The 23,900-nt window shown below is 70.5% G+C and carries 21 protein-coding genes and 2 riboswitches; of the genes, 12 read left to right on the plus strand and 9 right to left on the minus strand.

The window, feature by feature from the left end; translation table 11 throughout:
• Nucleotides 1-48: 48 nt before the first annotated feature.
• Nucleotides 49-1,239, minus strand: a complete 1,191-nt coding sequence (locus tag ADK54_RS25555; RefSeq protein WP_053728052.1) for a trans-2-enoyl-CoA reductase — start codon at nt 1,237-1,239, stop codon at nt 49-51.
• 358 nt (nt 1,240-1,597) lie between these two features.
• Here ADK54_RS25555 and ADK54_RS25560 point away from each other — a divergent pair, with 358 nt between their 5' ends.
• Nucleotides 1,598-2,680, plus strand: coding sequence for a DUF5954 family protein (locus ADK54_RS25560; RefSeq protein ID WP_063802049.1), 1,083 nt, complete (start codon nt 1,598-1,600; stop codon nt 2,678-2,680).
• A 78-nt stretch (nt 2,681-2,758) separates the two neighbouring features.
• On the opposite strand, the gene ADK54_RS25565 is transcribed toward ADK54_RS25560, so the two are convergent.
• On the minus strand, nt 2,759-3,724 hold the full coding sequence (locus tag ADK54_RS25565) for a TIGR03557 family F420-dependent LLM class oxidoreductase (RefSeq protein ID WP_053728054.1): 966 nt from the start codon (nt 3,722-3,724) through the stop codon (nt 2,759-2,761).
• Nucleotides 3,725-3,871: 147 nt separating this feature from the next.
• Here ADK54_RS25565 and ADK54_RS25570 point away from each other — a divergent pair, with 147 nt between their 5' ends.
• A complete protein-coding gene (locus tag ADK54_RS25570) occupies nt 3,872-4,081 on the plus strand; it encodes a hypothetical protein (protein ID WP_053728055.1) in 210 nt (69 codons plus the stop codon).
• A 136-nt stretch (nt 4,082-4,217) separates the two neighbouring features.
• On the opposite strand, the gene ADK54_RS25575 is transcribed toward ADK54_RS25570, so the two are convergent.
• Nucleotides 4,218-4,544: a hypothetical protein gene (locus ADK54_RS25575; protein ID WP_053728056.1), complete on the minus strand. Its 327-nt coding sequence runs from the start codon at nt 4,542-4,544 to the stop codon at nt 4,218-4,220.
• A gap of 186 nt (nt 4,545-4,730) precedes the next feature.
• Nucleotides 4,731-4,880: riboswitch (cobalamin riboswitch) on the plus strand.
• 39 nt (nt 4,881-4,919) lie between these two features.
• Here ADK54_RS25575 and ADK54_RS25580 point away from each other — a divergent pair.
• The 3 genes from ADK54_RS25580 to ADK54_RS25590 are packed head-to-tail and all read left to right on the plus strand — an operon-like array spanning nt 4,920 to nt 6,763.
• On the plus strand, nt 4,920-5,135 hold the full coding sequence (locus ADK54_RS25580) for a CbtB domain-containing protein (protein WP_053728057.1): 216 nt from the start codon (nt 4,920-4,922) through the stop codon (nt 5,133-5,135).
• A gap of 27 nt (nt 5,136-5,162) precedes the next feature.
• A complete protein-coding gene (locus ADK54_RS25585) occupies nt 5,163-6,029 on the plus strand; it encodes a CbtA family protein (protein ID WP_053728058.1) in 867 nt (288 codons plus the stop codon).
• Nucleotides 6,026-6,763: a (2Fe-2S)-binding protein gene (locus ADK54_RS25590; RefSeq protein WP_053728059.1), complete on the plus strand. Its 738-nt coding sequence runs from the start codon at nt 6,026-6,028 to the stop codon at nt 6,761-6,763. The genes ADK54_RS25585 and ADK54_RS25590 overlap by 4 nt, the downstream gene beginning before the upstream one ends.
• 111 nt (nt 6,764-6,874) lie before the next feature.
• On the opposite strand, the gene ADK54_RS25595 is transcribed toward ADK54_RS25590, so the two are convergent.
• From ADK54_RS25595 to ADK54_RS25620, 6 genes are all read right to left on the minus strand, one after another.
• Complete coding sequence (locus ADK54_RS25595; protein WP_053728060.1) at nt 6,875-7,657, minus strand: enoyl-CoA hydratase; 783 nt, start codon at nt 7,655-7,657, stop codon at nt 6,875-6,877.
• Complete coding sequence (gene mmsB / locus ADK54_RS25600) at nt 7,654-8,574, minus strand: 3-hydroxyisobutyrate dehydrogenase (protein WP_053728061.1); 921 nt, start codon at nt 8,572-8,574, stop codon at nt 7,654-7,656. Before mmsB ends, ADK54_RS25595 begins: the two co-directional genes overlap by 4 nt.
• Nucleotides 8,571-9,638 (minus strand): enoyl-CoA hydratase/isomerase family protein, encoded by a 1,068-nt coding sequence (locus ADK54_RS25605; RefSeq protein ID WP_053728062.1) that lies wholly within the window; start codon nt 9,636-9,638, stop codon nt 8,571-8,573. The genes mmsB and ADK54_RS25605 overlap by 4 nt, the downstream gene beginning before the upstream one ends.
• On the minus strand, nt 9,635-10,783 hold the full coding sequence (locus tag ADK54_RS25610; protein WP_053728063.1) for an acyl-CoA dehydrogenase family protein: 1,149 nt from the start codon (nt 10,781-10,783) through the stop codon (nt 9,635-9,637). Before ADK54_RS25610 ends, ADK54_RS25605 begins: the two co-directional genes overlap by 4 nt.
• 4 nt (nt 10,784-10,787) lie before the next feature.
• On the minus strand, nt 10,788-12,287 hold the full coding sequence (locus ADK54_RS25615; RefSeq protein WP_053728064.1) for a CoA-acylating methylmalonate-semialdehyde dehydrogenase: 1,500 nt from the start codon (nt 12,285-12,287) through the stop codon (nt 10,788-10,790).
• A gap of 223 nt (nt 12,288-12,510) precedes the next feature.
• Nucleotides 12,511-12,698, minus strand: a riboswitch (cobalamin riboswitch).
• Nucleotides 12,699-13,049: 351 nt separating this feature from the next.
• Nucleotides 13,050-14,468, minus strand: coding sequence for a short-chain fatty acyl-CoA regulator family protein (locus ADK54_RS25620; RefSeq protein ID WP_053728065.1), 1,419 nt, complete (start codon nt 14,466-14,468; stop codon nt 13,050-13,052).
• A 361-nt stretch (nt 14,469-14,829) separates the two neighbouring features.
• Here ADK54_RS25620 and aceA point away from each other — a divergent pair, with 361 nt between their 5' ends.
• The 7 genes from aceA (at nt 14,830) to ADK54_RS25655 (ending at nt 23,773) form a co-directional block, all read left to right on the plus strand.
• Entirely contained in the window at nt 14,830-16,119 is a 1,290-nt protein-coding gene (gene aceA, locus ADK54_RS25625; RefSeq protein WP_053728066.1) for an isocitrate lyase, read from the plus strand.
• Between the two features lie 135 nt (nt 16,120-16,254).
• Complete coding sequence (gene aceB / locus ADK54_RS25630) at nt 16,255-17,847, plus strand: malate synthase A (protein ID WP_053728067.1); 1,593 nt, start codon at nt 16,255-16,257, stop codon at nt 17,845-17,847.
• Nucleotides 17,844-18,713 carry a 3-hydroxybutyryl-CoA dehydrogenase gene (locus ADK54_RS25635; protein WP_053728068.1) on the plus strand — a complete coding sequence of 290 codons (870 nt, stop codon included), beginning with the start codon at nt 17,844-17,846 and terminating at the stop codon, nt 18,711-18,713. Before aceB ends, ADK54_RS25635 begins: the two co-directional genes overlap by 4 nt.
• A gap of 477 nt (nt 18,714-19,190) precedes the next feature.
• A complete protein-coding gene (locus tag ADK54_RS25640) occupies nt 19,191-20,507 on the plus strand; it encodes an ABC transporter substrate-binding protein (protein WP_053728069.1) in 1,317 nt (438 codons plus the stop codon).
• A gap of 14 nt (nt 20,508-20,521) precedes the next feature.
• The gene (locus tag ADK54_RS25645; protein ID WP_053728070.1) at nt 20,522-21,514 is read left to right on the plus strand and encodes a carbohydrate ABC transporter permease; all 993 of its coding nucleotides are present in this window, start codon (nt 20,522-20,524) and stop codon (nt 21,512-21,514) included.
• Nucleotides 21,515-21,539: 25 nt separating this feature from the next.
• Nucleotides 21,540-22,379, plus strand: coding sequence for a carbohydrate ABC transporter permease (locus ADK54_RS25650; protein WP_053728071.1), 840 nt, complete (start codon nt 21,540-21,542; stop codon nt 22,377-22,379).
• On the plus strand, nt 22,376-23,773 hold the full coding sequence (locus ADK54_RS25655) for a GH1 family beta-glucosidase (RefSeq protein ID WP_053728072.1): 1,398 nt from the start codon (nt 22,376-22,378) through the stop codon (nt 23,771-23,773). Before ADK54_RS25650 ends, ADK54_RS25655 begins: the two co-directional genes overlap by 4 nt.
• The last annotated feature ends 127 nt before the right edge of the window (nt 23,774-23,900 follow it).

Consider the following 23,900-nt stretch of genomic DNA (forward strand, 5'->3'; position numbering starts at 1 on the left):
CGCGGGGTGCGGGCAGGCAAGGTGCCCGCCTCATCCGGCCGCTGGGTGTTACGGCGTCGGCCATGCGACGGTGGTCTCGGCGGGCCGGTCGTAGTCGATGTCGGCGACACCCCAGCCGTAGAGCTCGCGGATCTGGCCCATGAACCAGTCGGCTCCGGCTGCCGATCGGTCGAGTCCTGATTCCGGGTCGGCCCACAGCTCGCGGACCTGGTCCTGGACCCGCGGGTCGAGTTCCCAGCCGTCAAGGCGGATGCGGCCCTCGCCGTCCGTCACGAGGGGGGCGGTGCCGGTGAGTTGGTCCCACAGGTCCGCTGCCTGCTGGGCGGCGGTGCGGAAGCCGTCGCCGAGGACCGTCCGCAGGAACGTGGTGTACAGGGCGATGGAGGGGATGGCGCTGGAGGCCTGGGTGACGGCGGCTCCGGCGACGACGGTCATCGCCCGGCCCCGGCCCGCGAGGACGCCCGCGTTCAGACGTCCCGCGGTCCGCTCCAGGTGCTCCTTGGCCGCGCCGATGGTGCCCTGGCGGTAGATCGGAGCGGTCAGGTCGGAGCCGATGTAGGTCAGTGCGGCGGTGGTGAAGTGGTCGGCGAGCAGGGAGCGTTCGGCCAGGGCCCGCACCCACAGCTGCCAGTCGGCGCCACCCATCACCTGCTCGGTCCCGTACCTCTCCTCCTCGGTGGCGGCCTCCAGGCGGACGCTGGTGACCTTGGGGGTGTTGTCCGAGAAGTCCAGCGCCGGCGCCTCGTAGGGCGCGCCGAGCGGCTTGATCACCGAGTGGTGGACGGTGCCGGTCTCCGGGTCGGTACGGCGCGGGGCGGCGAGACTGTAGATCAGGTGGTCCACCTTTCCGAACCGCTGCTCCACCAGGTCCAGCACCTCACGCTTGCCCTTTTCGGAGAAGGCGTCGGTGTTGAGGAAGACGAAGTCATGGCCGGCTTCGGCGGCGAGGCGGGCCGCGGCCGCGGTGCGGTACCAGCCGGCACTGGCGGTGCGCCGCTCGGTCTCCGCACCCTCGTACGCGACGCCGACACCACGGATGCCGTGCTGACGCAGCCCGGTCAGAAGCGTGGCGAGGCCGTAACCCGCGCTGTGGCCGAGCAGCAGGACCACGGGACTGCTGCCGTCGGATCGCGGGGGAATCTGTTCCCACATGCGGGTGACCGTCGCCGCGGACCCGGTCGGGTGGGAGTTGACGATCAGGAAGCCGCGCTGCTTCGGATCGATCTGCCGGAGGGTCACGTCGGGGTCCGTTCCGCTAGAGGGTGCGAGGAGGGCAGGGCTGGGCCACGGCCTGCTCGCCCGGGGTCGTGACGGTCAGGGACCGCGCCGGATGGTGACCAGCTCGGCCGGGGCCGGGCGGTCGGTCCCGGATCGCACTCCAGATGTCCGTCATCGAAGATCGTATCGACGCCCGTGGCCACGGAACTCTCCGAGCGCACCACGGAATATCCGCTCGGCGGTTGTCGAATCCGGCCTTGACGGCATTCCTTGTCCGCCCTCGACGGCTGTCCTTGAGCGTTAACACCTTTCCGTGGCGAGTGCGGGAGGATCCGAAGATTCAAGGACGCCGGCGTCCTGTCATCGGCAGGATGAGGGCATGGACCATGGGGATGCGGGACCAGGCCGAGCGCGACCGATCACGGTGCGGGTGCCGGTGGAGCCTGTGGAAGCCGCCGTAGAAGCCGATGCTGTTGACGCCGTCGCACGTATAGGGAATTTGGTCGTGCGGGGCCCGCTGTTCGGGGTGGCGGCACAGGATGACGGGCACGGACCGGCGTGGCGGGTGCTCGTCGCGATCACGCTCGGCTGCCCTCAGCAGGCCCGGGACAGCCTCAACTCGCGGCTGTGGTTCCGCGCGAAGGACGACGCGTACGGCCCGGAGGAACGGCGCGCTCTGCTGGCGGCAGTGACCCGGCTTGAGACCGAGCGGGTGGACGAAGTCGCCGTGGCCGGGACCCGGTTCCGCATCGTGCGTGCCGAGGAGTACGCGGCCGTAGGGAGCCGGGGTGCCATGGAAGGGCCGCGCCCGACCGATCCCGAGCCCCTCGTCCCCGACTGGTCCCGCGCGTCCAGGGGCCCGGAGGTCGACGACGGTCTGGTCCTGGACCCGACGGCGCCGGTCACCCCGACTCAGGTCGCGGAGCAGCTGGCACTGCGGGACCTCTGCTACACCGGCGACCGGTTCCCCGAAGACGTACGCGCCGACTCGCGCCGGGCCTTGGTCCTGCATCCGGACGTTCTGCTGTTGCCGCCGTCGTTCACGGTCGTGGAGCGGTCAACGAACAGCTGGGCGCCGGTCAGCGGTCCGCATGCGAGCGCGCACTCCGCCCGCAGGTCCCTGGACTTCGCCCTGACCTGGACGTGGCCGCGCATGCGTGGCCTCATCCCGATCGACGCCGCCGTGGACGTCGACGCCCGCACCGAGACCGAAGGCGACGGAGCCGCGCGGCCACGCGAGGACCTGGCCGAGTACGCCAAGGCCGCCGCCGCGCTCCGGGCCGGTCGCGTCAACCGCCTGAAGTTCCAGGGCACCGTCTATCAGATCGCCCGCACCCGTCGCCTGCTGCGCTGGGGGGCCGACGGCCCCGAGGGCCCGCGCCCGTCCGACGTCAACAGCCAGGACCCCATGCGCCTCCACCCGGTGCTCGACGAGGAGGGCCGGATCGTCTCCGACGACTGACGGCGGTCGGCTCCGTAGGGGGGCGCCCGGGCCGCGCCGGATCATCGCCCCGTTCGCGAGTGCGTACGGCCGAGCGCATCACAGCTCGTGCAGCGCGGGCAGCAGCTTCTTCTCGGCCCAGTCGATGAACGAGAGTTGCTGTGGGCCGCCGATCTGGATGAGGGCGATTTCGGTGAACCCGGCTTCGGCATAAGGGCGTACGGCGTCGACGAAGTCGTCCACGTCGTCGCCGCACGGAATGGACCGCGCCACGTCCTCGGGGGTCACGAACCGTGTCGCCGCTTCGAAGCCCGAGGGTCCGGGCAGCTCCGAGTTCACCGGCCAGCCCCCGGCGAACCAGCGGAACTGGTCGTGGGCGCGGGCGACCGCCGCGTCCCGGTCGCGGTCGAAGCAGACGGGCAGCTGGCCCACCCGCGGCTTGCCTGCGCCGCCGTGCCGGTCGAAGGAGGCGAGCAGTTCCGGCTTGGCCTCGGTGGCGATGACCAGGTCGGCAGCTCGGCCGGCCAGGGCGCAGGACCGCTCGCCGGAGACGGCGACGCCGATCGGCGGCAACTCGTCGGGGAGGTCCCACAGTCGGGCGTTGGCGACCCCGAAGTGGGCGCTCTGCTGGTTGACGTAGCCGCCCTCGAAAAGCTCGCGGATGATCTCGACGGCCTCTTCGAGCATGTCGAGGCGCACCTGCGGAGCGGGCCAACCGGCGCCCACCACATGCTCGTTGAGGTTCTCGCCGGAACCGAGTCCGAGCCGGAACCGGCCTTCGGACAGGATCTGCATCGTGGCCGCCTTCTGCGCCACGACGGTGGGGTGGTAGCGCAGCGTCGGGCAGGTCACGAACGTCATCAGCGGGATCCGTGTGGTGGCCTGGGCGGCCGCGCCGAGCACGCTCCACGCGTACGGCGCGTGCCCCTGGCTCTCCAGCCACGGAAAGTAGTGGTCGGAGGTGACGGAGAAGTCGAACCCGGCACGCTCCGCGGCGACCAGATCCGCCACGAGCTCGCGCGGACCCGTCTGCTCAGTCATCATTGTGTAGCCGATTTGCACCATATTTCACGACTAACCGGGCTGCGCCGATGGAAAACATCGGCCCGCCTTCCGTTTGCGGGTTCCCGACCGCATCGGTTGCGCCACATCGCTTCCGGTGCATGACAGGGGCTACGCGGTCCGCAGACCGTCCGCCGTCGAGGAGTCGTCATGGTCATAGTGGCCGTTCTCATCCCGCCGCTGCTCCTTGGCGTGCTGCTGGCCCTCGGCCGGTACGAGGAGCGCCTCCTCGGCGCCCCCACACCGATCGAGGACCGGCTGCGCGAGCGGCGCGGGTACGCGGTGCCGGACCGCCCGTCCGAACAGCCGCGGCGGACCGCCCGGCCTGCACCGTCGCGCAAGGTGGGGCCGCCCCGGTGACGGTGCGCGGCCGTCCGGATCGCGCGTCCGGGCCGGTCCTGGCACGATGGACGGGCGGGCCTCACGGCCGGGGCCGGTCCGTGCCCCCCGTTCAGTCCCCCGCCGCACGGAGCCGGCCGAACCGCCCGCCTCGGCCTCAACTCCCGCCGAGGGCCCGCTTGAGCTCGGCCTTGTCCATGCTGGACCGGCCATGGATGTTGCGGCGCTGCGCCTCCGCGTAGAGCTGGTCGTACGTAGGGCCCTGTGAGCCGCTGTGCGAGCGCCGGCCGCCCCGTTGGGACGAGGACATGTCCTGGATGGAGCTCTTGCTCGCGGTCTTGGACTCGCCGGCGCGGGCCCGTTCCTTGTTGACGGTCCTGGCCGCGATCTCTTCGGCGCGCTTGGTGCTCTCGCCGCGCTCCTCGGCGCTCTCCTTGATGTGCTCGTACTGGCGCTCCCGCTGGGGGCTCGATCCGCGAGGCATGCTGTCTCCTTGGCCACTCGGGGTGATCGGGGCGCTTCCCACCTTGGAACGCCCCGAGGGGCTCCGCAATCCACCGACGGTCGGGCGAGGGTTGCGTACGGCCTACGGAGCGGTCGCTCGACGCCGGTCCGGGGTCGGCGCAAGAGCAGGGCGCGGGAGCGGGGCCAGGACTTGGCAACGGCTTGATTGACCCGTTCGAGAACGGCGCCCTATGCTCCACGTGTAGTGATGAGATAAGGAAGCTGGTGAGATTCCAGCACGGTCGCGCCACTGTGAACCGACCGCCCGCGAGGGTGGCCGGTGAGTCAGACACTTATCCGTCACTTCGCCCCGTTTGAACCAAGGGACGCAAGATCCCGAGAAGGAGGGCCCGCCTTGAGCAGCATTTCCACATCCCGCCCGGCGTCCACGCCTGTCGTCCTGCCGGTTTCGAAGTCGGTGCTGTGGCTGGTCGGCACCGCGATCCTCGCGCTGGCCGCCTACTACTTCATCGGCGTCGACCAGGGGGCCGTCTCGGTCTTCGGCAACGACATGCACATCCACGAGTTCGTCCACGACGGACGTCACTTCCTCGGCTTCCCCTGCCACTGACCCACACGGAAGTACGGACAACTCGACATGGAAAAGAAGCTGATACTGCGCGGCGTTCTCGTCGGCGCAGTGGCAGGGCTGCTCGCGTTCGTCTTCGGACGGATCTTCGCCGAGCCGCAGATCGCGAAAGCCATCGACTACGAGAGCGGGCGTGACGCCGCTCAGACCGCACTGGACAAGGCCGCCGGCCTGCCGGTGGACGCAGCGGGCCCCGACCTGTTCAGCCGCACCATTCAGGCCGATGTCGGCCTCGGCGTCGGCATGATCTTCTTCGGCATGGCCATGGGCGCGCTCTTCGCCGTCGCCTACACGGTCTGCCTGGGCCGGACCGGCGCCCTGCGCGCCCGCACGCTGGCGCTGCTGGTGGCCGGTGGCGGTTTCCTCGCGATGTACCTGGTGCCGTTCCTCAAGTACCCGGCCAACCCTCCGGCGATCGGCCACGAGGACACCATCAAGCAGCGCAGCGGCCTCTACCTCATCATGGTGGTGTGCTCGATCGCCTTCCTGGTGGCGGCGGTCTGGCTCGGCAAACGCCTCCAGGCTCGTTACGGCAACTGGAACGCCACGTTGATCGGCGGCGCCGTGTTCGTCGTCGCGATCGGCATCGTGATGCTGGTCCTGCCCTCGCTGGGGCACCTGGCCTACAACAAGGAGAACTTCGGCAACCAGGCCACCGAGACACCGCTGCCCCTCAAGGACTCCAAGGGCACGATCGTCTACCCGGGTTTCCCCGCCGACGTTCTGTTCTCCTTCCGCTTCTTCTCCGTCGCCGCCCAACTCCTCCTCTGGGCCGCCATCGGGCTGTTCTTCGGCCCCTTGGCCGAACGCCTTCTTGAGCCCCGCCGGGAATCCGCCGACGCCCCCGCGCAGGGCCCGGCTCCCGTCCCCGCATGACGTTCGCTCCGACGTCGGGCGCGGTGATCACCGAGATCACCGCGCTCGGGCCGTTCTTCGCCCTGCACACCCACGCCGTGGACGCCCGGCCGGTGGAGCCGTGGGTCCCGATGTCCCGGCGACTCATCGAGGCTCGCGTGTCGGCCGTCCGAGGCTGGCTGGCCGCGGCCGGAGAGCAGCCGCTCGCTGCCGTTGAGGTGCGGGTGGCCGCTTCCGTGACCCACCTCGGCCTGGCCGCGAGACTGCTGTCGCCGGCCCTTGCCGCGTTCGTGCTGCACGAACGCCTTCTCACCTTCGGCCTCTCGGACGCCCACTGGCAGCCGGTCCTGGGCGGCCCCATCCCCCTGTCCGTCCCGCGCACCGCGGTGAGCGCCGGACCGGTTCCGCCCGAAGCACTCGCCACCTTCCTCGACGGCCCCATCGGTGAACTCACCACCGCCATGCGGCCGTTCTCGCTGTCCCCCCACATCCTCCGAGGCAACATCGCGTCGGCCCTCAACGGTGCCGCGACCATGATCGCCAGCGCTGCACCGGAGCTCGCGGAGCGAACCCGTACGACGCTCACGCTCCTCCTGGACAGCCCGGCCCTGCGGTATTCCGCCACCACAACCGCCAACGGCGGGTTCCGGCGCAGGAGTTGCTGCCTGATCTACCGTGCCGCCCCGGGCCACAAGGGTTCCCTGTGTGGCGACTGCGTACTCAATCGCGACGCGGGCCGCGCCAGAAGCCGCTGACGGCCCCGCAGTTCGCGGAACCGTCACCGCCCGGACACTCGGCCCATCTCCTGTCGGCCGGGCCGCCCGCCCCTGCGCGAGCGGCCCGGCGGTTCTCCTTGGACTCGGCTCCTACCGGTGGGTGAACTCCGGTGGCCGCTTCTCGGTGAAGGCCGCCATGCCCTCCTTCTGGTCCTGCGTGGCGAACACCGCGTGGAACAGGCGGCGCTCGAAGCGCACCCCTTCGGCAAGGGTCGTCTCGAAGGCGCGGTTCACGGACTCCTTGGCCATCATCGCGACGGGCGCTGACATACCGGCCACCGTCTCCGCGACCGCGAGCGCCTCTCCGAGCAGGTCGGCGACCGGCACGATCCGCGAGACCAGCCCGGCGCGCTCGGCCTCGGCCGCGTCCATGGTCCTGCCCGTCAGGCACAGTTCCATCGCCTTGGCCTTGCCCACCGCGCGGGTCAGCCGCTGGGAGCCGCCGATACCCGGGATCACCCCGAGTTTGATCTCCGGCTGGCCGAAGACGGCCGTGTCGGCGGCGAGCAGGATGTCGCAGAGCATGGCCAGTTCGCAGCCACCGCCCAGGGCGTAACCCGCCACCGCCGCAACGGTCGGCGTACGCAGTTGTCCGAGCCGGTCCCATGCGGTGAACCAGTCGCTGAGATACATGTCCAGGTAGCTCCGCGGCCGCATCTCCTTGATGTCGGCACCGGCCGCGAACGCCTTCGCCGACCCGGTGAGGACGATGCAGCCCACGTCCGGGTCCCGGTCAAGTGCCTCGGTGGCGGCCACGACCTCGGTCATGACCTGGGGGTTGAGCGCGTTGAGCGCCTTCGGCCGGTTGAGGGTGACCAGCGCGGTGCGGCCCTTGCGTTCGACGCGGATGGTCTCGTACGCGGTGTCGGTCATCGGGTTCCGTTCTGTGGTTCCGCCGCCCGGGCCGCGGCACGCAGCGCGTGGACGATGCCGGAGAAGTCCTGCCCGGCTCCGGGGCCCTCGGCGAACGCGGCGTACAACTCGGCGGCGCGCAGGCCGAGTCCGGTGTCGATGCCGCCCGAGCGCAGGGCGTTGGCGGCGAGTCCCAGGTCCTTGGCCATCAGGGGCGCGGCGAACCCGGGTTCGTAGCCGTGGTTGGCGGGGCTGGCCGGGACCGGGCCGGGGACGGGGCAGTTGGTGGTGAGCGCCCAGCACTGGCCGGACGCGGTGGAGGCCACGTCGTACAGCGCCTGGTGGGACAGGCCGAGGCTCTCCCCCAGGACGAACGCCTCGCTGACGGCGATCATCGAGATGCCGAGGATCATGTTGTTGCAGATCTTCGCCGCCTGCCCCGCTCCCGGCCCGCCGCAGTGCACGGCCTTCTTGCCCAGCACGGACAGGAGCGGCTCGGCCTGGGCGTACTCCATCTCTCCCCCGCCGGCCATGAAGGTGAGCGTGCCCGCCTCGGCGCCCATCACGCCGCCCGAGACCGGTGCGTCCAGGGCCCGGTGGCCGGCGGCGACGGCGGCCTCGTGGGCCGCTCGGGCGTCGGCCACGTCGATCGTGGAGCAGTCGACGAACAGCGTGCCGGGCTTGGCGGCCGCGAGCAGCCCCTCGTCCTGATAGAGGGCGAGGACGTGGCGGCCGGCGGGCAGCATCGTGATCACCACGTCCGCCTCCGCGGCGGCGGAGAGGGCGGATTCCGCCACCTCGACACCGGCCTCCGCGGCCGCCGACAGGGACGCGGGAACGAGGTCGTAGCCGAGCACGCGGTGACCGACGGCGGCGAGGTTGGCGGCCATCGGGCCACCCATGTGTCCGAGCCCGATGAATGCGACGACATTGGTCACCAGGGCACCTCCTGAGGCGATGCGGAGTCGGTCAGGCGCAGTTCGCGCTCGCCGAGCGGGGCGAAGAAGCGAGCCACTTGGTCGTCGCTGACCTCGGCGAGGGAGGCGGGCGACCAGTGGGGGGTGCGGTCCTTGTCGATGACCTGGGCGCGGATCCCCTCGACCAGGTCCGGCGTGCCGAGCGCCGCACAGGACACCCGGTATTCCTGCTCCAACACCCTTTCCAACGCGCCGAGTTGACGGACCCGGCGCATGGCGGCCAGCGTGACCTTGAGGGCGGTGGGTGACTTGGCATTGAGCGTGGCGGCCGCCTCCTTGGCCTCGGTCACCCCGCTCACGAGAAGCCGGTCGATGATCTCCTCGACCGTGTCGGCCGCGTAGCAGTGGTCGATCCACTCGCGCCGGTCGGCCGGCTCACCGGGCGGCGGCTCGGCCACGTGCCGGGTGAGCGCCTCGTGCACGCTCACCCCTGCGAGATCGGCCGTCAGCGCAGCGAGCCGGCCGGCCGGGACGAAGTGGTCGGCGAGCCCGCACAGCATCGCGTCGGCGGCGCCGACGGGCGCGCCCGTCAGGGCGAGATGGGTGCCGAGCTCTCCTGGGGCGAGCGCGAGGAGGTAGGTGCCGCCGACGTCGGGAACGAAGCCGATGCCGGTCTCGGGCATGGCCACGCGGGAGCGTTCGGTGACGATCCGGACGGTGCCGTGGGCCGAGATCCCGACGCCGCCGCCCATGACGATGCCGTCCATCAGGGCCACGTACGGCTTGGGGTAGCGGGCGATGCGCGCGTTGAGCCGGTACTCGTCGCGCCAGAAGTCCGTCGAGGCCGTGCCGCCGGTGCGCGCGTCCTCGTAGATGGAGCGGATGTCGCCGCCCGCGCACAGGCCGCGCTCACCGGCGCCGGCGATCACGACGGTGTGCACGGCGGGGTCGTGTTCCCAGCCGGTCAGGGCTTCGTCGATGCGGCGCACCATCGCGTGGCTGAGTGCGTTGAGTGCCTTGGGCCGGTTCAGGGTCACGTACCCGGCGTGGCCGTCCGTGTGCAGGAGTACCTCGTCGGTGCTCATCGCAGGGTCTCCGTGAGCCCGCGGGCGACGATGACGCGCATGATCTCGTTGGTTCCTTCCAGGATCTGGTGCACCCGGAGATCGCGGACGATCTTCTCGATGCCATACTCGCTCAAGTAGCCGTATCCGCCGTGCAGTTGGAGGGCGCGGTCGGCGACGGTGTAGCCGGTGTCGGTGGCGAAGCGCTTGGCCATGGCGCAGAGCTGGGCTGCCTGCGGGTCGCCGCGGTCCAGCGCTTCGGCGGCCGTACGGACCAGGGCGCGGGCGGCGGTGAGTTCGGTCGCCATGTCGGCGAGCCGGAACTGGAGCGCCTGCGCGTCGAGCAGCCGGGCCCCGAACGCCTCGCGGTCGGCGAGGTGGGCGAGGCTGCGGTCCAGGGCGCTCTGGGCGCCGCCGAGGGAGCAGGCCGCGATGCCCAGGCGGCCGCCGTTGAGGCCGTTCATGGCGATGCGGAAGCCCTCGCCCTCGGCGCCCAGACGGCGGTCGGCGGGGATGCGGACCCCGTCGAGGACCACCTGACGGGTGGGCTGCGCGTTCCAGCCCATCTTCCGTTCGTCGGGGCCGAAGGAGAGCCCCGGATCGCCGCGTTCGACGACGAAGGCGGAGACGCCGCCGGGGCCGTCGCGGCCGGTGCGGGCCATGACGATGTGCACGTCGGAGGATCCGGCGCCGGAGATGAACTGCTTCACTCCGGTCAGTACGTAGTGGTCGCCGTCGCGTTCGGCGCGGGTGCGCAGGGCCGCCGCGTCCGATCCGGCGCCGGGTTCGGTGAGGCAGTAGCTGCCGAGGGTCTCGGCGGTGCAGAGGCCGGGCAGCCAGCGGTCGCGCTGGCCCTGGTCGCCGTACCGGTCGATCATCCAAGCGACCATGTTGTGGATGGAGAGGTAGCCGGCGATGGAAGGGCAGCCGGTGGCGAGGACCTCAAGGACGAGTACTCCGTCGGCGCGGCTGAGCCCGGAACCGCCGGATTCCTCGCGTACGTAGATCCCGGCGAGGCCGAGGCCGGCCGCGCGGCGCAGCACGTCGACGGGGAAGTGTTTGTCCTGGTCCCAGGTGATGGCGTGCGGGGCGAGCTGCTCCTGGGCGAAGTCGAGGGTGACCTCGGCCAGGGCGAGCTGGTCCTTGGTGAGCAGGGTCGTGGTCACGCGGTCACCCCATCGTCGGGATGGTGAAGCTCGCGCCTTCCTTGACCCCGGAGGGCCAGCGCGAGGTGACGGTCTTGGTGCGGGTGTAGAAGCGGACGGCGTCCGGGCCGTGCTGGTTCAGGTCGCCGAAGCCGGAGCGCTTCCAGCCGCCGAAGGTGTGGTACGCCACCGGGACCGGGATGGGCACGTTGACGCCGACCATGCCGGTGTTGACCCGGCGGGTGAAGTCGCGGGCGGTGTCGCCGTCGCGGGTGAAGAGGGCCACACCGTTGCCGTACGGGTGCTCGCTGGGCAGCCGCAGGGCCTCCTCGTAGTCGGCGGCGCGGACCACGCACAGCACCGGGCCGAAGATCTCCTCGCGGTAGATCCGCGTGTTCGGGGAGACCCGGTCGAAGAGCGAGGCTCCGGCGAAGAAGCCGGACTCGCTCCCGGGCAGGGTGAACCCCCGTCCGTCCACGACGAGTTGGGCGCCTTCGGTGACGCCGATGTCGACATAGCGGTTGACCCGGTCAAGGGCGTCGCGGCTCACCAGCGGGCCGAAGTCGGCGTCCGGGTCGTCGGAGCGGCCGATGCGCAGGGTGGCGATGCGGTCCTTGAGCCGCTCGACCAGGGCGTCGGCGGTCTCCTCGCCGACCGGGACGGCGACCGAGATCGCCATGCAGCGCTCCCCCGCCGAGCCGTAGCCCGCGCCGATGAGCGCGTCCACGGCCTGGTCGAGGTCGGCGTCCGGCATCACGATCATGTGGTTCTTGGCGCCGCCGAAGCACTGGGCGCGCTTGCCGTGGGCGGCGGCGGTCGCGTAGACGTGCGCGGCGATCGGGGTGGACCCGACGAAGCCGAGGGCCTGGACCCGCGGGTCTTCGAGGAGGGTGTCGACGGCTTCCTTGCCGCCGTTGACGACGTTCAGGACGCCCGGCGGCAGACCGGCCTCAAGGAAGAGCTCGGCCAGGCGCAGCGGTACGGACGGGTCGCGCTCGGACGGCTTGAGGATGAAGGCGTTGCCGCAGGCCAGTGCGGGTGCGGCCTTCCACAGCGGGATCATCGCGGGGAAGTTGAACGGGGTGATGCCTGCGACGACGCCGAGCGGGCTGCGCAGCGAGTGCACGTCGATGCCGGTGCCCGCGTTGTCGGTGAACTCTCCCTTGAGCAGATGCGGGATCCCGGCCGCGAACTCGACGACTTCCAGGCCGCGTCGGATGTCGCCGTGCGCGTCGGCGACGGTCTTTCCGTGCTCGGACGAGAGCAGCCGGGCCAGCGACTCCCGCTCCCCCTCGACGAGTTGGAGGAAGCGCAACAGGACGCGAGCGCGCCGCTGGGGGTTCCACTGGCCCCATTCGAGCTGCGCCTCCTCGGCGTCGGCGATCGCCGCCTCGGTCTCGGCGCGTCCCGCGAGGGGGACCCTGGCCTGCACCGCGCCGGTGTTGGGGTCGTACACGTCGGCGTAGCTGCCGGAGGTTCCGGAGGTGTGCTTTCCGCCGATGAAGTGGGTGAGTTCACGGGCCATGGAAACCTGCTCTCGTCAGGTGGGATCCGAGGAGGCGCGGCTTGGCGGCGACGCGGCACCGATCGGGGTGCGCACCGCTGGACAAGGCGCGGGACAGCGAAGGACGAATGCCTTCGGTGAGTTACGAACGCGCGGGCACAGCCGCGCACTTCGGGTACTCCGCCGGATCACCAGGGCCGTGGTCACGTACCGGTGCCATGCGTGTCTTCTCCATCCTCGTGGACAACACGGAACACCCCACGGCCGGTATCCTGACTCCCGGATCAGCGCGCATCGCCCGCCTTCCCGACGTGCAGGGCACGTCAGTGGCGTACTGCTCGGCGACACACTCCCCGGTCACAGTGGCGGGACCGCGCCGGATTCACACCGGCTTCCCTGCACCGCGGGCTTACCCACGAACATATAGTTGGACGTCCTAGTAAGTCCACCCCGTCCCTCACTCATTGCGTGGTGGGCACGGTCCGCCGGCCGGGTCCGGTCTAGGCGCCCAGCGGGCGGATCGAGCCGCCTGGCTGTTCCTGTCGCCGTGGCTGACGGAGGGTCAGCGAGCCCTCCAGCTCACCACGCAAATCGCCCTGTTGGAGCACGGGCTGCTCCTGGACGGCTTGGTCGACGCGGCCGGACTGACACCTGCCCGCTGCGAACGCTGCGGCTGCGCCGAGGGGGCCCGGCCTCCAGCTGGCGGACGGCCGGCCATCGATCCTGACCGGCGTACGTACGTGCCGTATCCGGTGGAGACTTCGAGCTACTCCTGACGAACCATCAGGCGATGGCTGACTGCTCCGCGGCCACCGGGTAGGGGACGAAGGTGCTGCTGTTCTCGTCGACGGCCAACCGACGGTCCAACGGCGGTACGGCTCGCTGCGGGCAGTCCGTGCGTTCGCAGAGGCGGCAGCCCATGCCGATGGGGACGGCGGCGGAGGTGCTGTCGAGGTCGAGGCCGTCGGAGTAGACCAGCCGTGCGGCGTGCCGGATCTCGCAGCCGAGGCCGACGGCGAAGGTCTTGCCCGGCTCGCCCCAGCCGCCCCGGTGCCGGGAGATCGCGCGGGCGGTCCACAGATAGCGCTGGCCGTCCGGCATGGCGGCGACCTGGACGTGGATGCGGCCGGGCGCGGCGAACGCCTCGTACACGTTCCACAGCGGGCAGGTGCCGCCGGCCCGCGAGAAGTGGAAGGCGGTGGCGGACTGACGCTTGGACATGTTGCCCGCCCGATCGACGCGCACGAAGGAGAACGGCACTCCGCGCAGCCTGGTGCGCTGGAGCGTGCTGAGGCGGTGGCAGATCGTCTCGTAGCCGAGTCCGAAGTGGTCGGTCAGCCGCTCGATGTCGTAGCGGGACTCCTCGGCGGCCGCGTGGAAGCGGCGGTAGGGCAGGATCAGCGCGGCGGCGAAGTAGTTGGCGATGCCGATCCGGGCCAGCGGCCAGGCCGCGGAATCCTGGTCGAAGTCCTCCGAAGCGAGGGCGGACATCCCCACCGCGTGTTCGAGGAGCGCGAGTTGGGTGGCCATCCGGAACGCCTGCTGGCCCGGGCGCATCCGGCTGGACAGGTGCAGGACCCGGGCGCCGGGATCGTAGTGGTGCAGGAGCCGGTCGGAGTCCGTGGCCAGGCGCACCCCGTGGCGTTCGGCGAGCCGCGCGGACAGCGCGCGCACCACCTCGCCGGGGCGTACGCCGATCTCGGCTGCGAGGTCTTCCGCGGCGAGGTCCAGGTCGTGCAGGTAGTTCTGGCGCCGGTAGAAGAACTCGCGGATCTCCTCGTGCGGGGAACGCGGCTGCGCCACCGCGCCCGGCCCCCGGCCCTCCGCGACTTCGGCGAGCTGCTCCGTCAGGTGCTGGTTGCGTCGGCCGAGGTCCACCAGGACGGTCGCCACGGCGGGCATGCGGGAGGCCAGGTCCGAGAGGTCGGAGGCGGACACCCGGCCGGCGGAGACCTCACCGGTGAGGGCGTCGCGCAGGTCGGCGACGAGACGGCTGGTGTCGCGCTCGGAGAAGAAGCCCGGGTCGACGCCGAACGCCTCGGTAAGGCGCAGCAGTACGGGCACGGTCAACGGCCTGGAGTCGTGTTCCATCTGGTTCAGATAGCTCGGCGAGATGGCGAGGGCGCGGGCCAGTTCGGCCTGGCTCATGCGGCGTTCCTCGCGCAGCCGGCGCAGCCGCGCTCCCGCGTACGTCTTGCTCACCCGTGGCTCCCGTGTGGTCACGATCGTCGGCACTGCTCGCGATCGTAGCCGCGCGGGCGAGCTGTGCGGACTTAACAGAGTTGGCAAATAACGGGCCGAAGATTCGCAGAAGTTGGCATCTTTCCCTGGTTGCTGGCACTGAGTGCCGGTGTCAGAGTCGTACTGCGGCCCGCCGGACTCCGTCGGACGGAGCGGAACCGGGGTGCGATTCATGCCCTGATGTCGGAGGTCCCGGCCCTTCCGCCCGGCTCTGCACCATTGCTCGGATTGCCGACCCAGAGGCCGGCAGGCCGCACCCTCAAAGCTCTACGGCACCCAGTGCCACGCATTCGCACAGTTCACGATTCTTCGGGAGACGGTCATGGCACAGGCAGAGAAGACGACAGCAGCGGCGGCGGAGCTGGCTCAGCGGTGGGCGACCGATCCGCGCTGGAAGGGCATCGAGCGCACCTACAGCGCCGAGGACGTGGTCCGGCTCTCCGGCAGCGTCCGCGAGGAGGCCACGCTCGCCCGGCGCGGCGCCGAGCGGCTGTGGCGCCAGCTCCACGAGCTGGACTACATCCACGCCCTTGGCGCGCTGACCGGCGGGCAGGCCGTCCAGCAGGTGAAGGCCGGTCTCCAGGCGATCTACCTCTCCGGCTGGCAGGTCGCCGCCGACGCCAACCAGGCCGGGCACACCTACCCCGACCAGAGCCTGTACCCGGCCAACTCGGTTCCCCAGGTGGTGCGCCGGATCAACAACGCGCTGCTGCGCGCCGACCAGATCGCCACGGCCGAGGGCGGCACCGACACGACCGACTGGCTGGCCCCGATCGTCGCCGACGCCGAGGCCGGCTTCGGCGGCCCGCTCAACGCGTTCGAGCTCACCAAGGCGATGGTCGCGGCCGGTGCGGCGGGCATCCACTACGAGGACCAGCTCGCCTCCGAGAAGAAGTGCGGCCACCTCGGCGGCAAGGTGCTCGTCCCCACCTCCCAGCACATCCGCACCCTGAACGCGGCCCGCCTGGCAGCCGACATCGCCGACGTCCCCACCCTCATCGTGGCCCGCACCGACGCCCTCGCCGCCAACCTCCTCACCAGCGACGTGGACGAGCGCGACGCCCAGTTCGTCACGGGAGAGCGCACCGCCGAGGGCTTCTACCGGGTGCGGAACGGCATGGCTCCGGTCATCGCACGCGGCCTGGCGTACGCCCCTTACGCGGACCTGATCTGGGTCGAGACCGGCACCCCGGACCTGGCTCAGGCCCGCGAGTTCGCCGAGGCCATCCACGCCGAGCACCCCGACCAGATGCTGGCCTACAACTGCTCGCCGTCCTTCAACTGGAAGGTGTCCCTGGACGACGACCAGATCGCCAAGTTCCAGCGCGAGCTCGCCTCCATGGGCTACCGCTTCCAGTTCATCACCCTGGCCGGCTTCCACTCCCTCAACCACGGCATGTTCGACCTGGCCCGCGGTTACGCCGAGCACGGCATGACCGCGTATGTCGACCTCCAGGAGCGGGAGTTCGCTGCCCAGGAGCACGGATTCACCGCGGTCAAGCACCAGCGCGAGGTCGGCACCGGCTACTTCGACCAGGTCTCGACCGCCATCAACCCGGCATCCTCGACCACGGCGCTGACCGGCTCCACCGAGGAGGAGCAGTTCCACTAGAACGCCGTCGGGCCCGCCCCAGGGCCGCGCTCCTCGTGCCTCACCTTCCAACGCGATCAGCCATCCCCGTGTCCAGGCCGGGGGCCGGACGACCGTCTCCGTCCGGCCCCCGCCCCTCCCGCTGAGGAGACCCGCATGTCCATCTCCGCCCCGACCAGCCGTGCCCGGGTCCTCGGCGCCCCGGGACACCGGCACGACGAGATCCTCACCCCCGAGGCCCTGGAGTTCGTCGGCCGCCTCGTCGACGAGTTCGGCGACCGCCGTCTGCATGTCCTGCGGGAACGCAAGCGGGTGGCGTCCCGCCTGGCCTCCGGCTCCCCGTTCGACTTCTCCATCGCGACAGCGGGCATCCGCACCGACCCGTCGTGGCAGGTGGCTCCCCCGGCGCCCGGTCTGACCGACCGCCGTGTGGAGATCACCGGTCCGCCGGAGCGCGGCATGGCGGTCAACGCCCTCAACTCCGGTGCGCGGGTGTGGATGGCGGACTTCGAGGACGCCACCTCACCCACCTGGGACAACGTCATCGGCGGCCAGCTCAACCTCCTTGACGCGATCGAGCGCCGGATCGACTTCACGACCCCGCAGGGCAAGCAGTACCGCCTCGGCGAGCAGGTCGCGACGATCGTGGTGCGCCCCCGCGGCTGGCACCTGACCGAGGAGCACCTGGAGTTCGGCGGCCACCCCGCACCCGCCTCGCTCGTCGACTTCGGGCTCTACTTCTTCCACTGCGCCCAGCGGCAGATCGACGCCGGACACGGCCCGTACTTCTATCTGCCGAAGCTGGAGAGCCGTGACGAGGCTCGGCTGTGGAACGACATCTTCGTCTTCGCCCAGGACCTGCTCGGCATTCCGCGGGGCACGGTCCGGGCCACCGTCCTGATCGAGACCATCACGGCGGCCGTCGCCATGGAAGAGATCCTCCACGAGCTGCGCGAGCACAGCTCCGGCCTGAACGCCGGGCGCTGGGACTACCTGTTCAGCCTCATCAAGACCTTCGGCCACCGCACCGACTTCCTGTTGCCCGACCGGGCGAAGGTCACCATGACCGCCCCCTTCATGCGGGCCTACGCCGAACTCCTGGTGCGCACCTGCCACAAGCGGGGTGCCCACGCCATCGGCGGCATGGCCGCCCAGGTGCCCAGCAAGGACGCGGCCGCCCATCAGGCGGCCCTGGCCAAGGTGCGGCTCGACAAGGAACGTGAGGCCGAGGACGGCTTCGACGGCTCCTGGGTCGCCCACCCCGCCCTCGTCCCGGTCTGCCGCGAGGTCTTCGACGGGGTGCTCGGCACCCGTCCGCACCAGCTCGAACGCACCCGTGACGACGTCGAGGTGACGGCGGCGCAGCTCGTGTCGGTGCGCCGCACCAGCGCGCCGCCCACGCCGGAGGGCATCCGGACGAACATCGCCGTCGCCCTGCGCTACTTCGACGCCTGGCTGCGCGGGCAGGGCGCCGTCGCCATCGACGGTCTGATGGAGGACGCCGCCACGGCCGAGATCGCCCGGGTCCAGATCTGGCAGTGGCTGCGGCACCGGGCGGTCGAACGCTCGACGGTGCTCGACCTCCTTGAGGACGAACTCGCCGCGCTGGGCGCGGAGTACCCCTGGGCCGCCGTCGATCAGGTCCGCGCGCTCTTCGAACGGACCACCCTGGCGAAGGAGTTGCCGGACTTCTTCACCACCGACGCCTACGCCCGCCACCTCGTGCAGCACACGGAAGGACAGTCATGACCTCAGCCATCAGCCGGATCGGAGTGGTGGGCGGCGGCCAGATGGGCGCCGGAATCGCCGAAGTGTGTGCCCGCGCCGGTCTGGACACGGTGGTGTGCGAGGCCGACTCGACCGCCGCCCGCGCCGCCCGCGAGCGGATCGCCGTCTCTCTCGAACGGGCCGTCCAGCGAGGCAAGTTGGACCGCGTCTCCGCCGAGTACGCACTGGCCCGCATGGTCTTCACCGGCAGCCTCGACGACCTGGCCGACCGCCAGCTCGTCATCGAAGCCGTCGTCGAGAACACCGAGGCCAAGACGGAGATCTTCGCCAGCCTGGACAAGATCGTCGAGGACCGTGAGGCGATCCTCGCCACCAACACGTCCTCGATCCCGGTCATGCGTCTGGGCATGGCCACCCGGCGTGCCGACCGCGTCCTCGGGCTGCACTTCTTCAACCCCGTCCCCGTGCTGCCGCTGGTCGAGATCGTCTCCTCGCTGCACACGACGCCGGGGACCGTGGCGGCCGTGGAGGACTTCGTCACGCGCACCCTGGGCAAGACGGTCGTCCGCTCCCAGGACCGGGCCGGCTTCGTCGTCAACGCACTCCTCGTCCCGTACCTCCTGTCGGCGATCAGGATGACGGAGTCCGGCTTCGCAACCCCCGCGGACGTGGACGCGGGCATGGAGCTGGGCTGCGCCCACCCGATGGGACCGCTCAAGCTGGCCGACCTGATCGGCCTGGACACCGTCGCCGCCATCGCGGAGTCCCTCTACGAAGAGTTCGAGGAACCCCTGTACGCCCCGCCGCCGCTGCTTCAGCGCACGGTGGAGGCGGGGCTGCTCGGCCGTAAGAGCGGGCGCGGGTTCCACACGTACGACCGGGGCTGAGGGGCCCGGGTTCGCCGCCGGGCAGAGGGCCGGCGGCTGCTGTGGGGAGGGGCGTGGAACAGGTTGGGAGACCTGAGCCATGCCCCTTCACGCACGCGTCGGCGACCGGGCAGCGCGCGACCGTCTCCCACCGGGGGCGAGTTCATCGGTTGTGGCGACGATCACAACTCGCTTGCCAGCCAAGCCCGTTGCACAGCAGCTCAACCGCCCGCTGAAATGCAACCGTTGCACGACACCGGTCCCGCACTCCCGCGCAGGTCACGCCCCATTCGCCCACCGCGCACCGGCACTTGGCCCGTCGGCCCGGCGCGGTCGTTGGGCGGGACACCATGCTCCACCTCTTGACGCCCCACTTCCGGCGCCGCTTAACTCACGTCTTAAATTAAGCCATGTGCACCTTCAGGAGTCGAACGCGGTGTCGGCGTCTCCGAAGGCGACCTCACGGTTTTCGACTCCCGGAAAGGGACACCAGAGGCCATGCGCAACATCCGAGCCGCGGCCATAGGCGCCGCCGCCCTGTCTCTCGCCCTCGCGGCCACGGCCTGTGGAGGAGGTTCGGCGACCGGGGGCGGGTCCAACGACTCGCCCAAGACGCTCACTTACTGGGCCTCCAACCAGGGCGCGAGCATCTCGGTCGACCAGAAGGTCCTCCGGCCCGAGCTCGACAAGTTCGAGCAGCGGACCGGCATCAAGGTGAAGCTGGAGGTCGTGCCCTGGTCCGATCTGCTGAACCGGATCCTGACCGCGGCCACCTCGGGCCAGGGCCCGGACGTACTGAACATCGGCAACACCTGGAGCGCCTCGCTGCAGGCGACGGGCGCGCTCCTGTCGTGGGACGCGGCGAACTTCGCCAAGATCGGCGGGAAGGACCGGTTCGTCGATTCCGCGCTCGGCTCGACCGGCACCCAGGGCAAGGACCCGGCCGCGGTGCCGCTCTACTCGATGGCGTACGCGCTCTACTACAACAAGCAGGTCTTCGCCGAGGCGGGCATAGCGAAGCCCCCGGCCACCTGGGACGAGCTGGTCGCCGACGGGAAGAAGGTCGAGGCGAAGGGCAAGAACGGGCTGGGCGCAGAAGGCTCGAACCTCTCCAACAACATCCACCAGGTCTTCGTCCTCGCCCGGCAGCACGGCGCCGACTTCTTCACCGCCGACGGCAAGCCCGACTTCACCGGCGACGGCGCGGTCGCGGCGGTCAAGCAGTACGTCGACCTGATGGCCAAGGACAAGATCGTCGGCCCGAGCAACGCCGAGTACGCACAGAACCAGTCGCTGAGCGACTTCGCCAAGGGGAAGACGGCGATGGTGCTGTGGCAGACGGCCTCCGCCACCTTCAAGTCCCTTGGCATGAAGGACTCCGAGTGGGGCGTGGCCCCCGCGCCGGTCCAGTCCGGGACGCCCGGGGCCGGCACCCAGGTGAACTCGATGGTGGCCGGCATCAACATGGCCGTCTTCAAGAACACCCACAACCTCGACGGCGCGGCCCGGTTCGTGAAGTTCATGACCAGTGACGAGGAGCAGAAGATCCTCAACACCGCCTACGGTTCGATCCCCGCGGTCAAGACCGCCCAGGCCGACCCGGCGTTCAACTCCCAGGGCACGGCGGTGCTCCGGCAGACCCTCGCCACCAGCGCGCGGGCGCTGCCGCAGGTGCCGGACGAGTCGCAGTTCGAGACGGCCGTCGGCACGGCGGTGAAGGATCTGTTCGCCGACGCCGCGGCCGGCCGCGCGGTGACCACCGAGTCGGTGAAGGCCGAGCTGCGCAAGGCCGAGCAGCAGATGCCCGCCAAGTGAGGGCGGGCACTCTCATGGCGACCACCGCCCCTCCCGCGGGCACCCGGTCGGTGCCCGAGCACTCCCCCGGCCCGGCGCGCCACCCCCGCCGCAGCGGGCGGATCAGGCGCATCGGACTCCCGTACCTGCTCCTGCTGCCCGCCCTGCTCCTCGAACTCCTCGTCCATCTGGTGCCGATGGTCATCGGCATCGCGATGAGCTTCAAGGAACTCACCCAGTTCTCCATCCGCGACTGGGGCAGCGCCCCCTGGTCCGGCACCGACAACTACCGCCTGTCGGTGGACTTCCACGGTGCCGTCGGCGCGGCCCTGCTGCACTCCTTCCTCGTCACCGTCGTCTTCACGCTGCTCTCGGTCGGCCTGTGCTGGCTGATCGGCACCACGGCCGCGGTCTACCTCCAGGACACCTTCCGCGGCCGGGGCCTGCTGCGGGCCGTCTTCCTGGTGCCGTACGCGCTGCCCGTCTACGCGGCCGTCATCACCTGGGCGTTCATGTTCCAGCACGACAACGGCCTGGTGAACCACGTCCTGCACGACCAACTGCACCTCACCGGCAAGCCCTCCTTCTGGCTCATCGGCGACAACAGCTTCTACGCCCTGCTGACCGTGTCGGTGTGGAAGGGCTGGCCCTTCGCCTTCCTCATCGTGACGGCCGGGCTCCAGAACATCCCGACGGACCTGTACGAAGCCGCGGGGCTCGACGGAGCGGGCAGGTGGCAGCAGATCCGCCGCATCACGTTGCCGTCGCTGCGCCCGGTCAACCAGGTGCTCGTCCTGGTGCTCTTCCTGTGGACCTTCAACGACTTCAACACGCCGTACGTCCTGTTCGGAAAGTCCGCCCCGGAGGCCGCGGACCTCATCTCGATCCACATCTACCAGTCGTCGTTCGTCACCTGGAACTTCGGCGCCGGCTCCGCGATGTCCGTCCTGCTGCTGCTGTTCCTCCTGTTCGTGACGGGCGGCTACCTGCTGCTGACCTCCCGAGGAAGGAAGGCGGCCGATGTCTAGCACCGTCAAGTCACCTCCGTCGCCGATGGCCCCGCCGCGCTCCTTCCTCTGGTCGCGGCGGATCTTCCTCAGCCTGCTCACCGGCTTCGTGCTGCTGCCCGTGTACGTCATGGTGTCCAGCTCGCTCAAGCCGCTGCAGGACGTGTCCGGGAAGTTCCGCTGGCTGCCCAGCGAACTGACGATCCGCCCTTACATCGACATCTGGTCGACCGTGCCCCTCGCGCGCTACTTCGTGAACTCACTGGCCGTGGCGGGTGCCGCGACGGTCTGCTCGGTGGTGATCGCGGTCTTCGCCGCGTACGCGGTCAGCCGCTACTCCTTCCGCGGCAAGCGCGTCTTCACGGTCACCGTGCTGTCGACGCAGATGTTCCCGGGCATCCTGTTCCTGCTCCCGCTGTTCCTGATCTACGTCAACATCGGGAACGCCACCGGCATCGCCCTGTTCGGCTCCCGTGGCGGGCTGATCCTGACGTACCTCACCTTCTCCCTGCCGTTCTCCATCTGGATGCTGATCGGCTACTTCGACTCGGTGCCGCGCGACCTGGACGAGGCGGCGCTGGTCGACGGCTGCGGTCCGCTCGGGGCGCTGTTCCGGGTGGTGGTGCCGGCCGCGATCCCGGGCATCGTCGCGGTCGCCGTCTACGCCTTCATGGCCGCCTGGGGCGAGGTCCTCTTCGCGTCGGTGATGACCAACGACACCACGCGCACGCTCGCCGTGGGCCTCCAGGGCTACTCCACGCTCAACGGCGTGTACTGGAACCAGATCATGGCCGCCTCCCTGGTCGTCAGCGTCCCGGTGGTCGCCGGGTTCCTGCTGCTCCAGCGCTACCTCGTCGCCGGACTGACGGCGGGCGCCGTCAAATGACCAACTCCCGCTCGCTGAAAGGGACTTACGTGTCCGAACCGATCGACCTCGCCGCGTTCCCGCCCGACTTCCTGTGGGGCACGGCCACCTCGGCGTACCAGATCGAGGGAGCCGTCGCCGAGGACGGCCGCTCGCCGTCCATCTGGGACACCTTCTCCCACACCCCCGGCAAGATCGACAACGACGACCACGGCGACATCGCCTGCGACCACTACCACCGCTGGCCGCAGGACGTGTCCCTGATGAAGCGACTCGGCGTCAACGCCTACCGGTTGTCGATCGCATGGCCGCGGGTCATGCCGGACGGCGACGGCCCGCTCAACACCAAGGGCCTGGACTTCTACGACCGCCTGATCGACGGGCTGCTGACGGCGGGGATCACCCCCTCAGCGACCCTCTACCACTGGGACCTCCCGCAGGCCCTCCAGGACCGGGGCGGCTGGCCCGAGCGCGAGACCGCCGAGCACTTCGCCGCGTACGCCTCGGCCGTCGCCGAGCGCCTTGGCGACCGGGTGTCCCACTGGGCCACCCTCAACGAGCCGCTGTGCTCCGCCTGGATCGGCCACCTGGAGGGCAGGATGGCACCCGGCCTCACCGACCTCACCGCGGCCGTCCGCGCCTCCTACCACCTGCTCCTCGGCCACGGCCTCGCCACTCACGCCATCCGCGCGGCAGCCCCGGGCGCCGAGGTCGGCATCGTCAACAACCTCTCCTCCGTGCACGCGGCCACCGACAGCCCCGAGGACCTGGCCGCCGCCCGCCGCGTGGACGGCCACGTCAACCGCTGGTGGCTTGACCCCGTCCACGGCCGCGGCTTCCCCGCCGACATGTGCGAGGTGTACGGCATCGAACTGCCCGAGCGCCCGGGCGACTTGGAGGCCATCGCCGCCCCGCTGGACTGGCTCGGCCTCAACTACTATTTCCCGGCGTACGTCGTGGACGACCCCAACGGCCCGGTGCCGTACGGCCGTTCGGTGCGCCGCGAGGACGTGCCGCGCACCGGCATGGACTGGGAGATCGAAGCGGACGGCATCGAGTCCCTGCTGCTCCGCCTCACCGACGACTACGGCGCCCGGAAGATCTACGTCACGGAGAACGGCTCGTCCTTCCCGGACGCGGTCCGCCCGGACGGCAGTGTCGACGATCCGGAACGCACCGACTACCTGGAGCGCCACCTGACCGCCTGTGCATCGGCCGCCCGCAAGGGCGCCCCGCTCGCCGGCTACTTCGCCTGGTCCCTCCTGGACAACTTCGAGTGGGCATACGGCTACGACAAGCGCTTCGGCCTCGTCCACGTCGACTACCGCACCCAGGCCCGCACCATCAAGTCCAGCGGCCACCGCTACGCGGGCATCGTCCGCACCCACGGCGAGCAGGCCGACCGGGCAGCCTGAGTCCCTGTTCCGGAGAACACCCGCACCGCGGTGGGCATGTGCACGCACGTGCCCACCGCTGGGGGGCGGGGCCCGTTGGCGCAACTTGGTTAACGTCCAGTTTCCGGTTCTCGCACAGCGGCGGAAG

It is taken from the genome of Streptomyces sp. WM6378, assembly GCF_001279695.1.
Classification (GTDB): domain Bacteria; phylum Actinomycetota; class Actinomycetes; order Streptomycetales; family Streptomycetaceae; genus Streptomyces.

Bases quoted from the DNA above. Each gene is read 5' to 3' on its own strand.
- ADK54_RS25560 (WP_063802049.1), top strand. From the start codon at position 1,598: ATGGACCATGGGGATGCGGGACCAGGCCGAGCGCGACCGATCACGGTG.
- ADK54_RS25565 (WP_053728054.1), bottom strand. From the start codon at position 3,724: ATGGTGCAAATCGGCTACACAATGATGACTGAGCAGACGGGTCCGCGC.
- ADK54_RS25570 (WP_053728055.1), top strand. From the start codon at position 3,872: ATGGTCATAGTGGCCGTTCTCATCCCGCCGCTGCTCCTTGGCGTGCTG.
- ADK54_RS25575 (WP_053728056.1), bottom strand. From the start codon at position 4,544: ATGCCTCGCGGATCGAGCCCCCAGCGGGAGCGCCAGTACGAGCACATC.
- ADK54_RS25585 (WP_053728058.1), top strand. From the start codon at position 5,163: ATGGAAAAGAAGCTGATACTGCGCGGCGTTCTCGTCGGCGCAGTGGCA.
- ADK54_RS25590 (WP_053728059.1), top strand. From the start codon at position 6,026: ATGACGTTCGCTCCGACGTCGGGCGCGGTGATCACCGAGATCACCGCG.
- ADK54_RS25595 (WP_053728060.1), bottom strand. From the start codon at position 7,657: ATGACCGACACCGCGTACGAGACCATCCGCGTCGAACGCAAGGGCCGC.
- ADK54_RS25605 (WP_053728062.1), bottom strand. From the start codon at position 9,638: ATGAGCACCGACGAGGTACTCCTGCACACGGACGGCCACGCCGGGTAC.
- ADK54_RS25615 (WP_053728064.1), bottom strand. From the start codon at position 12,287: ATGGCCCGTGAACTCACCCACTTCATCGGCGGAAAGCACACCTCCGGA.
- aceA (WP_053728066.1), top strand. From the start codon at position 14,830: ATGGCACAGGCAGAGAAGACGACAGCAGCGGCGGCGGAGCTGGCTCAG.
- aceB (WP_053728067.1), top strand. From the start codon at position 16,255: ATGTCCATCTCCGCCCCGACCAGCCGTGCCCGGGTCCTCGGCGCCCCG.
- ADK54_RS25635 (WP_053728068.1), top strand. From the start codon at position 17,844: ATGACCTCAGCCATCAGCCGGATCGGAGTGGTGGGCGGCGGCCAGATG.
- ADK54_RS25640 (WP_053728069.1), top strand. From the start codon at position 19,191: ATGCGCAACATCCGAGCCGCGGCCATAGGCGCCGCCGCCCTGTCTCTC.
- ADK54_RS25645 (WP_053728070.1), top strand. From the start codon at position 20,522: ATGGCGACCACCGCCCCTCCCGCGGGCACCCGGTCGGTGCCCGAGCAC.
- ADK54_RS25650 (WP_053728071.1), top strand. From the start codon at position 21,540: ATGGCCCCGCCGCGCTCCTTCCTCTGGTCGCGGCGGATCTTCCTCAGC.
- ADK54_RS25655 (WP_053728072.1), top strand. From the start codon at position 22,376: ATGACCAACTCCCGCTCGCTGAAAGGGACTTACGTGTCCGAACCGATC.